The sequence below is a fragment of the Psychrilyobacter piezotolerans genome (assembly GCF_003391055.1).
GTDB lineage: Bacteria > Fusobacteriota > Fusobacteriia > Fusobacteriales > Fusobacteriaceae > Psychrilyobacter > Psychrilyobacter piezotolerans.
Window position 1 is genome coordinate 1 of record NZ_QUAJ01000019.1, and the last position, 12711, is coordinate 12711.

Here is a 12711-nt window from a genome sequence, read left to right on the forward strand (position 1 = left end):
CACTGAGAGCCATTATAGCCAGTCCCTTATCGATGAAGTTATTCATCAAAAATCCAAAGATTACCAGGGCAAATATAGTAGCAGATTCCTGTAATAATCTTATGTTTTTTAAGGATCTGGATGCATCCAGTTCCATTACCCTGGCCTTTAGATCTCTCGATACAACCATCTTTCTGCCGTACATAAAATAGACTGTAATTATTAACATAATCAGTGAAATAATGGCTATTGGAGCTGTATTGATTAAGAAATCATTGAATCCTATCTTACCCTCTGCTCCTATGATCAGCTGGGTAGGATCACCGATCAATGTAGCTAATCCCCCTATGTTGGCCGACATTATGAGGGTCATGATATATACAAAGGGGTCAACTTTCAGCTGGTTTGCCAGTAAGATAGATACCGGTGCCATGAGTAAGATAGTGGTTACGTTGTCCAAAAATGCTGAACAGACTGCAGTTATTACTGCCAGAAGTACCAGTAAGGGAAAGGGTTCTCCCTTTACTAATTGTGCTACCTTTACTGCTAAATACTGGAAGACTCCTGTTTCGGAGATAAAATGAACGATGATCATCATCCCTACCAGCAGGAGTATTATTTCCAGTCTGAAGCCGATGGCATGGAGTGCTTCGTGTTCATTTATGATTCCCACAAGTGCCATGGACAGCCCCCCTAAAAGGGTGGCTATGGGACCCGGGACTTTTTCTGTTATTATCAAATAAAATGTCGTTATAAATATGATTAAACCTATTGCTAGTTGCATCTTTTCTTTCCTCCTAAACTTATGGTTCTGTTGCAATAATTATTCTAATATTTCTTGATTTAATTTGTTTCTAAACATTGATTCCAAATAAGTTATTTATAAAATCTACTGATTCCTCTTTTATTGCATTGAAACATAAGACGTCTATATCATCCCAGTTGCAGATAGGATTTTCTTTATCGGGGAGCATCTTTTTTCAAAATTCGCCTTTCAAACTTAATTTATCTTTGCAATTGTTTCAATAACAATAGTTTCTTTATGCAACTATTTTATATAAAAAAATTTATTCTATTTTCTTCAAATAATTTTCAAGTCTAAAATAAGCATATTTTCTTCTTTTCCTACCTTTTTACAAATTACTGTAAGGAGCTTTTTAACTATAAAAAAAGTCCCCCAGAAAGACTGCAGTCTTTCTGACGGCTTCATAAAATTTAAAGCTTTCTCAGTTTATCGGCTTCTTCCTGGATATTATTCTGCAGTATATCTAAAAGTTTCAACAGTTCTGTTTTTTGTGGATCGGATAAACCCCTGGAAAAAATCTGATTTATATTATTTGTTATTTCAATAAAATCTTTTCTGTCAAAAGAACCCTTCTCAGTGATATAAAGTCTGTAGATCCTTTTATCTTCTAAATCCTTTACTTTATTGATATACCCCTGTTTTTCCAGGTTTTTTACAGCCTTACTGACAGTTATTTTATCTTCTTTTAAAATAGAACAGACTTCATTCTGGCTTAAACCGGAATACTGATTAATAACCTTTAAAGCTCTTATCTCATGTTTTCCGATATTATACTGCTTTAACTTCTTATTCATATAATAGTTATAATCCCGTTCAATACTGGATAAAGCCATTGTAATTAAATGTTCCTTCATAATCTCTCCTTTAAAAAATTCTTAAATAAATTATATCATAGATAAACTTAATTTAAGAAAAAATTTGAAATAACAGGATTAAAATACGTTATCAGCCATGCTCCTACAACAGGAACAATCATAATCATATGAGGAGGTGTCCCCCTTTCTTTCCCCACCTGCTGCAGTACCGACATAGTAGATGGAGGAACACCTATACTGAATCCGAGGATGGCTGCGGACAAAAAAACAGCTAAAGTTTTTTTCCTGTATATTTTATATACGAAGAAGGCCGAGAATAAGACAAGCAGGATAATCTGCAAAAAAACAATAAAAATATCACTTAAAGCCAGTATCTGCAGGCTTTTTATATCTAAGGATGAAAATTTTAGGAGGATGAATAATGACAGGAAATAATTTCCTATTTTATTTATATGAAAATTTTCTAAATATACTGCTTTTTTATCCAGGTTCCATCTGAATAACAGCCCTGAGATATATGCAATACCAATACTTTTCAAGGGAGATAAATAAGTTTTCTCCAGTAAAAGGGATAAAACAGTGATTATAAAAATAATAACTGCAGGTTTAAAAATATTTTTTATACTGGTTTTTTGCAGTTTTTCCGTATACAGCTTTTTCCCCTTCGAAATAACTAAAAAGAATAAACTGCAGGAGATAGTTCCTAAAATTATAGTAAGGGTTTCCATCCCTGAAATAGAAGGATGGGAGGAGTATTTTGAAACTACAGAAAAATCCCCCATGAGCATCAGTGAAGAATACAATTTGATATCTTTAAAACAGACAAAAGAACCTACTATTTTGATAAATAAATTCTGAAATACAGACACAGAAACAGCAGAGATTAAAAATATCATCTGCCACTTGAACCCTTTAAAAAAAGTTTTTTTGGAATACCTCAGACCGATAGTTGAAAAAAATGCAGTCAATAAAATTTTACCGGTCTCCTGGGTAAAATTAAACTTAAAATATATATTAAATAAAGATACTAAAATCCCTATGAAGAAAAGGGAAGGAAAAGAGATCTTTCGTAAATGAGAGATCTCTTTTCTAAATTTAATATCTGCCAATAAACATATGTTTAAAAATATAAAAGTTTTCAGCATACTACTTTAAGTGCAGAGGTTTAATGGAATTCCTGTCGCACCTCATACACCTGCCCGCTTCTTTTTTGGCTTCCTCTCTGGTATATACCACAGAGACCAGTTCAAAGTTATCGGCTAAATTTTGGGGAACATGAATATTTTCATCAGCTTTTTCAACTTCCCACATCTGGCAGTTAAGAGGTCTTTCCGGGATCTCAATTTCCTCTCCTAAATAGAGCCCGTCTCCTCCCAAGGCTTCATCCATGGCAGCTGCTGCTTTTTTAGCTTCTGCAATGGCTTTTATGGCTATCCCGGGTCTGTACATATCTCCTATGGCATAAACACCTTCAGCTGTAGTCTTAAATGAATATTTATCTGTTTTAACCCAGCCATTTACTGTTTTGATATCTTCATCTAAATAACTATTATCCGGTCTCTGGCCTATTGCCATAATTAAATTATCTACCTCTAAAGTTTTAATATCATCTTCATCATATTGAGGGTCGAACCTGCCGTCTTTTTCCAGTATCAGGCACCTTTTTAATGTAACCAGAAGCTTTTCTCCCTCTATCTCGATAGTTTTAATTCCATACTGGTTGAGAAAATTAACTCCCTCTTCTCCGGCTTCGTGTTTCTCCTCTTTACTTGGCATCTGATCAAAACTCTCTAAAGAAGCCACAATAACATCCGCTTCCAGCCTGAGAGCTGTTCTGGCAGCATCCATCGCTACATCCCCGCCGCCGATAACCAATACAGTTTCTCCTATTGTTTTTCTTTTATCAATTTTAACCTCTTTTAAAAATTTAACAGCCGGTTCAATATTTTCTGATTCCGGACCGAATTTATTTCCCATATGACATCCGGAAGCCAGTAATACTGCATCATTACTGTCTCTCAAAGTTTTCAATGAAATATCTTTTCCTATTTTTGTGTTTTTAATTATTTTTACTCCAAGGTTGGTGATCAACTCTACTTCATCGTCGATAGTTTTCTGGGGCAGTCTGTATTCCGGTATTCCCATTGCCAGCATTCCTCCGATAACAGAAGAAGCTTCATAGATGGTCACACTGTACCCGGTTCTAGCCAGGTAATATGAAGCACTGATCCCGGCAGGCCCTCCCCCTACAACAGCAATTTTTTTGGAATTAGATTCCAGTTTATCTTCGGTATATTCTTTATTGTTAACCACCAGATCACAGGTAAATCTTTTTAGAGCCCGGACTCCAACTGTACTTTCGATCTCCTTTCTTCTGCACCTTTCTTCACAAGGCCTGGCACAAATCTTCCCGCATATGAAGGAAAGGGGATTGTTTTTTCTCATAAGATCATATGCCTTTTCATACTGGTCATTTTTCATGAGTTCAATATACCCGGGGATATAAACTTCAGCAGGACATGCATTTATACACTGTGCAGTGATGAGAGTCCTGCAGATACCCGTTGAACATTTTTTATCCAGGATATGCTCCAAAACCTCATCTTTAAATTCATCCAAAAGAAATAAAAAGATGTCAGCCAGACGTTTTTCTGCTACAGTTTTTCCCAGGACAAGAGATTTTTTAATCTCTTCCAGGGTCTCCAGGTCTCCCCTTCCCTGGGTTATTTTTTCAATCGACTGGTTTAATTTTCTTATGTTATCGTTGTCAATTCTAAGTTCTCTTATTAAAAACCTGGTTAAAAACCTCATATAGTCTACCGGGCAGAACAGATCATTTAAAAAAGCTATCATCCTTCCATTGAAAAACTTTTCAAATTCATTGATATTTTTGGATATATCCTTTGGAGGAATACAAATTCCCAGGGGTCCTCCGATCTGGACCACTTTTAACTTCCTGTTTTCTTTCATACCTTCAGATTCACTTAAAATATCCGAGACAGTGGTTTTCTCATTTATTTCCACAGCTGATTTATTGCAGATATCTCCAAAAGTATGGATTATTTTATTTTTTTCCATCTATTTCACCTTCTCCTCTTAAAAATTCCATATCTAAATCTTCTTTGGCCAGATTATACCTGTAGTATTCCGGTAACGTATCCATACATTTTTCATACCCGAAAAGACTGAAAGGACATACTCTTACGCACTTCATACACTCCCTGTCCGTTGTCATCATTTCAAAACAAGTAGCGAAACGTGTCTGGCGCTTAAGAATTCCCTTATGCATTTTTTCTTCCTTAGGGATAGATTTTGAAGGACATGATTTCTGGCACATCCTGCACCTTGAGCAGAATTCTTCGATATTAAAATCTCTGGGTTGATCTATGGGCAGTTCATCTATTAAAATAGCGCAATATTTAAGACGAGTCCCGGCTTCCGGGGTGATACATACACCATAGGTTGAATAATTCCCCAAGCCTGCATTTACAGAATGGGGCGGATATTTAATACCACCTTTCCAGTCCCTGGCCTGGCACTGATAACCTTTATCTCTTATGAAATCTGCCACCTTGTGAACATTCCGTGCACAGCCCGTATATGCATAAAAAGCACCTAATTCTCCCTGGGGCTTTGGATAGTTCTCAATTATCTCTTTGGGCATCTCATATCCCAATAAGATAATGGTGTCATAAGCTATTTCATTTTCATACCCGGCAGAAACATACCTTCTGTCTAATTTTGTCACGCCCACACTTGAAAATCCCAAACTCTTGGCATATTTTTTCATTTCACCTTTTAATTCATGAAGATCCATTTTTTTCTCTGGATTGGGCTTGGGAGCTCCGCCTTTTATCTCCTTCATAATTCTTTCCATGGAGATCATCTGGTCTTTAAAATAATGCATCTCATCTCCTGTTACTTCTTTGTGCATCACTTTAAAAAATTCCCCGGTTTTACTTTTGGGATTTCCCGATCTTGCCATAGCAGGCGGAGACAGGGGATATGGTTCATTTTCCAATAATAATTCAAACTCTTCAACATCTAAAATATTGACATAGGGATTATTGTCTGTGATTTTTTTCCCTTGATTTTCCCTAAAAAACAAGACATCTGTATCATCCCAGTTGCAGATAGGGTTTTCTTTATCTATCAGCATATTTTTTTTTCTTTCTCTCCATTCTCTAGCCAATTCATCATATTTTTTCATAAACTCACCTCTTAAACTTAGTTTCTTTGTGCAACTATTTTAACATGTATGGTTTCAAAAAGCAACTATCATGCATATAGCAACCTTATCTAAGTTATTTATTTCATTTAAAAAAATTCTTTATGAACTTTTTTGACATAGGTTCTAAACTCTTGACGCTGATTAGAATCTGACTCTATCTTTTGACTTTTAATTTTGAAGTTTATAGTCGTCTAGCTTCCTCAGTAAACACCTTGCAAGTTTCGTCGCACCTGTCATGCCCGTCAGGCACCCCAATAAGAAACGGGAATCCTCTGACTTACTCATAAAGATAATTATAAACTTGCGGCTCTTTTTGGATACTTATTTCTAGCTGTAGAGAAAAAGTATTCCGTATTAAAGATGGAATCTTTAGAATTTTTCTTTGTCACGAATTATTACGAAATTTATTGATGGCAAAGCTTTTATTTTCCAGGTAAGCACAAGACCTTACCCTTACTAGTCGTTCCTCTTTCCATAAAAAAATACCCCTAAATCAATGTAAGTTAATTCTACATCGATTTAGAGGCATAAACGGAGATATCCACAACTACTCCTCCATCAGATACCTGTACATCTCATCTTCTACACTCCTGTTTAACCTGCACTCTATTCCTACCACCGAGACATCTTTTCCCTTTTTATCCTTTATTATGGTTTCCTTTATCCCGTCTTTTTTCGGGGTCAGATCTCCCATATAGAAAAATTCTATCCCCTCATCCTCACTTTTTTTTACAAATAAAGGCATCCTTATCCTCCGGTTTCTGATCACAGTCATATCCGGACTGGTTAATTTTCTCCTGGCCTTGGACATCCATTTAAATTCCGACCTGCTTAAAAAACCGTGATCATAGATCTGTTCATCCCCGTGATAGGTAATAAATACAGGGCAGTTCCCCAGTTTTTCATTCACCTTATATCCTGCAATCCCCTGGGCAACTTCATTTTTTTCCCAGTTCAGTACCCTTATGACATCTTTTCTGGAGTATTTTTCATAGAGGATAAATCCCTCATAGAAATTTTCTTTTTTATAGACCTTATCATATTGAATTATAGAATAATTTAAAAGATCCAATAAAAAAGTCTTAAAAGTTTCGTCTTTCAATGACTTTAGAAAATCATCTTCCAAGGTAAATTTACTATCTTCTAAATTTACTATATTAAATCCATATTTTTCCCTTACACTGACCAGCTTCTTCTCCTGCTTCTCTGTTATAAATTCAAAATTAAGATTTTTATAGAGGGAAATCACAGTTTCATGGGATATCTCATACCCATATTTTTTTAAAATATCATTCCTCAATGCTTCTACCCCATAGTTATTTCTCTCTATCAGCTGGGAGATCACCACCACTTCCTCAATCCTTTTCACATTGGCAATATCTGTGGAAAAAAACTCCAATAGTTTTTTCTCCCTTTCCTCCAGGGGAGGGATCAGGTCTTTTTCCTGGGAAGCTATAAAATTATAGTAGGATTTAGAATAATCTACATAGGTTTTGGGATCCCTGGAATTCATCTCTGCAAAGTCGGTCATCATGGGTATTTTTCCCAGCTTATATTTTAAAAGTTCATAATCTTTTACCAGATCTTTTTTGGTCTTTAAGTTAGCCAGGTCAAGAGCTTTAAAGATCCTTTCTTTGGATATCCTGTCAAAATTAATACTGGAGCTTCCGGGGATCATCCTGCTTTCATTGACCAGCATCTTTTTTATCTTACTCTTGTCAAAACTGTTATCCCCGTAGAGGGCTATGGGAATCAGATAGTTATTGTTGTAATTTCCTATAAAATCAATAACTGTAAGATAGCTTTTTCCCCTGCTTTTTCGAAGACCCCTTCCCAGCTGCTGGATAAATATTATGGCTGACTGGGTTGGACGAATCATAATTATCTGGTTTACTTTTGGTATATCTATCCCTTCATTGAAGATATCCACTGTGAAGATATAATCCAGTCTGTCAAAATCCTCCGATTCCAGCCTTCTGACAGCCTCTTCCCTCTCATTTTCCGTGCTTTCCCCCGTAAGAGCTGCTGTCCTATACCCTTTTTCATTGAATAATCTGGACAACTCCTGGCTTTCCTTCTTCCTGCTGCAGAATATCAGTCCCCGAACAGTCCCGTCATCTGTTCCGTAAAATTTTGATTTTTCAATTATCCTGTCCACCCTCTCTTTCGAGGTCAGTCTGGAAAAGTTTTCATCTTCAGATATGGAGTTATTTTCCATCTTTATATCGGTAACCCCGTAATAATGAAAGGGCACCAGCATCTCCTCCTCCAAGGCTCCATCCAATCTGATTTCATAGGCAATATTGTGATCGAACTGGTCAAATATATCAAAACCGTCTGTTCTTTCGGGAGTTGCTGTCATTCCCAGTAGAAATTCGGGAGTAAAATAATTTAATATCTTCTGGTATGTAGGAGCACTGGCCCTGTGGGTTTCATCGATTACAATATAGTCAAAATGATCCTTTGAAAATAATTCTAAATTTGATTCTTTGGAGATGGTCTGCACCGTGGAAAATATAAAATCCGACTCTGTATCTTTTTCCTCCCCTGAAAACAGTCCCAACCTTTTTTCTCTGCCAAAGATGGTCTTATAGCTTTCCATGGCTTTTTTTGCTATATTTCTCCTGTGGACTATAAAGAGAAATTTCCTGGGATTAAATTCCTTTACGTCAAAGGCCGACAGGTAGGTTTTACCTGTTCCTGTTGCTGATATGAGGAGCCCCCTGTCATTTCCGGCTCTTCTCAATCTTTCTATATTTTTCAGGGCTTCTTCCTGCATCTTATTGGGTTCAACCCTCTTTAAAATACTCTCTATCTCCTCCCTGTTTTTATACCTCACTTCCCTCTGGTGATCATAGATTTTTTCGTAGATCTTTATATATTCAGGGGTTACAGGATATCCCTTTTCAAATTCTGAATCAGCTTCTTCCAAAACCTCCGATATCAGATTTGAGTTATCCGATGCGGTTACCATGAGGTTCCACTCCTTGTTGGTGCAGAGTGCACTGGCAGTGAGGTTGCTGCTTCCCACCATGAGGGTGTACCGGTTTTTATGTTTAAAAAAATATCCCTTGGCATGAAAATTACCCACAGTTGCTATACGGAGTTCGATGTTCTCAAACTGCAGGAGGGTTTTCAGGGCTTCCGGCTGGGTAAAATCCTGATATTGGGACACCAAAACTTTTCCCCTTATTCCCCGGTTCCTCAGCTCCTCCAGAGTATTTATCAGCACAGCCACTCCGCTTTTAGTCAAAAATGCAACTGAAAAATAAAACTCGTCACAGGTTCGCAGTTCATTTAAGAGGGTCGACAGGACTTTTTTATTTTTTAATCTGTTATTTGTGATTAACTGGGGCAGATATAGTCTGTTTGAACTGTAATTTTTATCTATAAACCCTGTTTCCACAGACCTTCTTAATTCTTCATGGACAGATCCCATCTACATCCTCCCTTTTTTATATTTATTTACCTTTATAACAACATATTAACATAAAAAGGCAGTGGGATAAAATTTATATGGATAAACTACCGGTTAAAAAATAAAAGGTATAAAATTTCTTATCCTGTGAATAATCTTCCTAGTTCTTAATTTTTAAACCGGACATCTCTTTTTTAAATAATTTTCTTCTGTTGAGTCTGTATTCTTTTACTTTGGCAAATTCCTCTATCTCATGAACCTTTTCCTCCACAAAATCTATAATATTTTTTTGAATCTTATTTCCAGTCATTTTATTGATATTTACTATCCCACCGGGACTTTGAACATTGACCTCTATAAGTTTTCCTGCAATAATATCAAGGCCTACCAGATAAAGACCGTCCTGAACAAGTTTCTTTCCTATCCTCCTGCACATCTTCAGATCATGGTCTGTAAGTTTATACTTTTCGGCACTACCTCCGGCATGTATATTCGACCTGTTATCCGTTTTTGAAGGTACTCTCCTATAGGCTCCTATTGGTTCACCGTTTAACATAATTACTCTGACATCACCATTTTCAGCCTCAGGGATATACTCCTGCACTATTACATAGTGTTTACCGGTCTTTCCATTTATATAAAAATCCAGAAGGGAACTTAAATTTTTGCTGGCACTTTTTTCAATGATAATTACTCCGCTTCCCCCATAACCATCAAGAGGTTTTAATATCATTCTTTCCTCAGCTGATTTTTCCATTATTCCCTTTAAGTATTCGGTATTTTTGGATACATAGGTTTTTGGAAGAAATTCATCTTCCGGGTCATGAAAAGTAGTAGTATAAAGTTTGTTGTTAGCTTTCCTGATCCCGTCGATATCATTTACTATAAATACCTCATCCTTAACCGAATCCAGAAAATTAAGCATAATAGAATCTACCGGTGGAGCAGCTCTTAAAAACATTGCATCAAATGCATTTATAGGCATCATCTTCTCATCAAATTCCATCTTTTTATGAAAACTTGTAAAGTTATTCAGTGCATAACTTTCTTTTTTTAATACCTTAACAAAGCCATAGGTGATATTATCTCTTATAGTAAGGTTGCAGGGATATAAGATCCCCACATTATGACCCCTTGCACAGCATTCGTGAATCATTCTTAAAGTGGAATTTTTAGACGGGTTCAATTTTCCCCAATCACCTATAACAAAACCTATATTCATTTTTTCCTCCATAATAAAATCTTTTTTACGTAAAAATTATTTATATATAAATGATTTTTAGTAAGATATTCTATGCTTTTGCAATTAAAAAGTCAACTTAATTTTGAGTGAAATCACGTCTAATTTTTGTGTGAAAAAATAAAAAAAATACAATTGATTAATCCATTAAAATATAGTACTATAATGTCTGTCAAAAGAAGAAAATCTCCTAAATCAACTTGATATTTCTATAATAATTAAAGGAGGAAAAATTTCTTAATAAATTTACAACAAGGAGAACAAATTATGGATTTAGATGAATTAAAAGAGATTATGACACCGGAGGATTTTTACAGGTTTTTAGAACTGTTTGAACGTGAAGAAGATATGTATACTCCTGAATGGTTTGAGGCCGAAGAAATGAAAGAAGAAATACTTGAAAAATATGATATAGATTACCCTGAAGATTCAGACGAGGTAGAATCTGATAATGATTACTATTAAAAAAAATACAAATAAAGAGATTAATATTTTAGAGAATTCTCTAGGAGGATAGCTAAATAAAAAGAGGGTGGCTCAAGTAGAAAATTTACTTATGAGTCGCCCTCTTTTTATTTAGGTACCTGGATATCTTATTTTATTTTTACTGCAACTTTATTTCCTAAAATTCCTCCACCTGCTGAAGGAGCAAAGAAAACACACACCGATAACGATTAAAATATCTTGACTTATATTGTAAAAAAAAGTAATATGATTATATAATCATATAGCTGAGGAGGAAAACATGGAGATAATAGAGATATTAAAGTTGATTTCAGATAAAAATAGAATGAGAATATTAAATATATTACACAACAAAAATAAAACCTGTGTCTGTATATTGGAAGAAATATTGGAACTCAACCAATCGAATCTTTCCAGACACCTCAATAAACTAAAAAAAGCGGGAATAATTGTAGGAGAAAAAAGAGTTCAGTGGGTTTATTATGAGATTTCTGAAAAGTTTCTGAAAGAAAATTACTTTGTAAAAGAAATATTGGAGAGTAGATTAAATGGAGGGATATTTTTAGAAGATTTAAACAGGATTAAATACTCAGAATGTTAGTATATTTTTTTTAATCAGGTATATGATTTGATAATCATATACGGTTATCAATATAATTTTAAGTTTTACAGGGAGGAAAAAGGATGAAAAAAGAAACAGGAATTAATTTTTTTGAAAAATACCTTACAGTTTGGGTGATCTTGTGTATGATCGGAGGGACATTGATTGGAAAATATATCCCTCAAATTCCAACAGCCTTAGGTAAGTTAGAGTATGCAAATATTTCCATGCCGATAGCAGTATTGATATGGCTGATCATCTATCCAATGATGCTTAAGATTGATTTTAAAAGTATCGTAGGTGCAACGAAAAATGTAAAAGGATTAACCATAACTACCAGTATGAACTGGTTGATTAAACCCTTTACAATGTATGCTATAGCAGTACTATTTTTAAAGGGAGTTTTTGGCGGACTTATCCCTACAGAGCTTGCAGATGAATATATCACCGGGGCAGTTTTATTAGGGGCAGCACCTTGTACAGCAATGGTCTTTGTATGGAGTAAACTTACTAAGGGTGATACTGCATATACCCTGGTGCAGGTAGCAGTAAACGACCTTATACTATTGGTGGCGTTTGTTCCCATTGTAGGGTTTTTATTAGGAGTTTCCAATGTTACCGTACCATATGCAACTTTATTTTTATCAGTGGTTTTATTTGTGGTAACCCCTCTAGTTGCAGCATGGGTTACAAGAAAATCTGTAGTAGCTCACAAAGGGCTGGATTACTTGGAAAACACATTTATTAAAAAGTTTGATAAAAGTACTATGACAGGATTATTGTTAACTCTTATCATTATATTTTCTTTCCAGGGAGATAAGCTGTTGACCAATCCAATGGATATAGCTCTTATTGCGGTGCCTCTTACTATCCAGACGTTCCTGATATTTATTATAGCCTACCTATGGGCTAAAAAATGGGGAATGCCCCATGAGATTGCTTCTCCAGGAGCTATGATTGGAGCCAGTAATTTCTTTGAGCTGGCAGTGGCAGTGGCAATAGCATTATTCGGTATTAACTCTGGAGTCACTTTAGCAACTGTAGTAGGGCTTCTGGTAGAAGTACCTGTAATGTTAATACTGGTAAAAATTTCAAATTCAACAAGAAAATATTTTAAAGCAAAAGAAGCAACTGTATAAGAGAGTATCTTAGAATCA

10 protein-coding genes are annotated in these 12711 nt (G+C 35.4%); 3 read left to right on the forward strand and 7 right to left on the reverse strand.

From position 1 onward, the window contains the following. The 7 genes from DYH56_RS10635 to gshB form a co-directional block, all read right to left on the reverse strand. Window positions 1–763, reverse strand: a 763-nt coding sequence (locus DYH56_RS10635) for an SLC13 family permease (protein WP_199533018.1), incomplete at its 3' end; no start/stop codon positions are given. A 431-nt stretch (window positions 764–1194) separates the two neighbouring features. Then, a complete protein-coding gene (locus DYH56_RS10640) occupies window positions 1195–1638 on the reverse strand; it encodes a MarR family winged helix-turn-helix transcriptional regulator (protein WP_114642853.1) in 444 nt (147 codons plus the stop codon). A 47-nt stretch (window positions 1639–1685) separates the two neighbouring features. Continuing rightward, window positions 1686–2744 (reverse strand): sodium/glutamate symporter, encoded by a 1059-nt coding sequence (locus DYH56_RS10645; protein ID WP_114642854.1) that lies wholly within the window; start codon window positions 2742–2744, stop codon window positions 1686–1688. A 1-nt stretch (window position 2745) separates the two neighbouring features. Next, window positions 2746–4677, reverse strand: a complete 1932-nt coding sequence (locus tag DYH56_RS10650) for an FAD-dependent oxidoreductase (protein WP_114642855.1) — start codon at window positions 4675–4677, stop codon at window positions 2746–2748. Next, window positions 4664–5809, reverse strand: coding sequence for a reductive dehalogenase domain-containing protein (locus tag DYH56_RS10655; RefSeq protein ID WP_114642856.1), 1146 nt, complete (start codon window positions 5807–5809; stop codon window positions 4664–4666). Before DYH56_RS10655 ends, DYH56_RS10650 begins: the two co-directional genes overlap by 14 nt. A gap of 568 nt (window positions 5810–6377) precedes the next feature. Continuing rightward, window positions 6378–9269 carry a DEAD/DEAH box helicase gene (locus tag DYH56_RS10660; protein ID WP_114642857.1) on the reverse strand — a complete coding sequence of 964 codons (2892 nt, stop codon included), beginning with the start codon at window positions 9267–9269 and terminating at the stop codon, window positions 6378–6380. A 139-nt stretch (window positions 9270–9408) separates the two neighbouring features. Further along, window positions 9409–10470, reverse strand: a complete 1062-nt coding sequence (gshB, locus tag DYH56_RS10665; protein WP_114642858.1) for a glutathione synthase — start codon at window positions 10468–10470, stop codon at window positions 9409–9411. A 285-nt stretch (window positions 10471–10755) separates the two neighbouring features. Here gshB and DYH56_RS10670 point away from each other — a divergent pair, with 285 nt between their 5' ends. The 3 genes from DYH56_RS10670 to arsB all read left to right on the forward strand — a co-directional run bounded on the left by DYH56_RS10670 (window position 10756) and on the right by arsB (window position 12693). Further along, window positions 10756–10953 (forward strand): hypothetical protein, encoded by a 198-nt coding sequence (locus DYH56_RS10670; protein ID WP_114642859.1) that lies wholly within the window; start codon window positions 10756–10758, stop codon window positions 10951–10953. A 280-nt stretch (window positions 10954–11233) separates the two neighbouring features. Beyond that, window positions 11234–11554 carry an ArsR/SmtB family transcription factor gene (locus tag DYH56_RS10675; protein ID WP_114642860.1) on the forward strand — a complete coding sequence of 107 codons (321 nt, stop codon included), beginning with the start codon at window positions 11234–11236 and terminating at the stop codon, window positions 11552–11554. A gap of 83 nt (window positions 11555–11637) precedes the next feature. After that, window positions 11638–12693, forward strand: a complete 1056-nt coding sequence (gene arsB / locus DYH56_RS10680) for an ACR3 family arsenite efflux transporter (RefSeq protein WP_114642861.1) — start codon at window positions 11638–11640, stop codon at window positions 12691–12693. Window positions 12694–12711 lie beyond the last annotated feature (18 nt).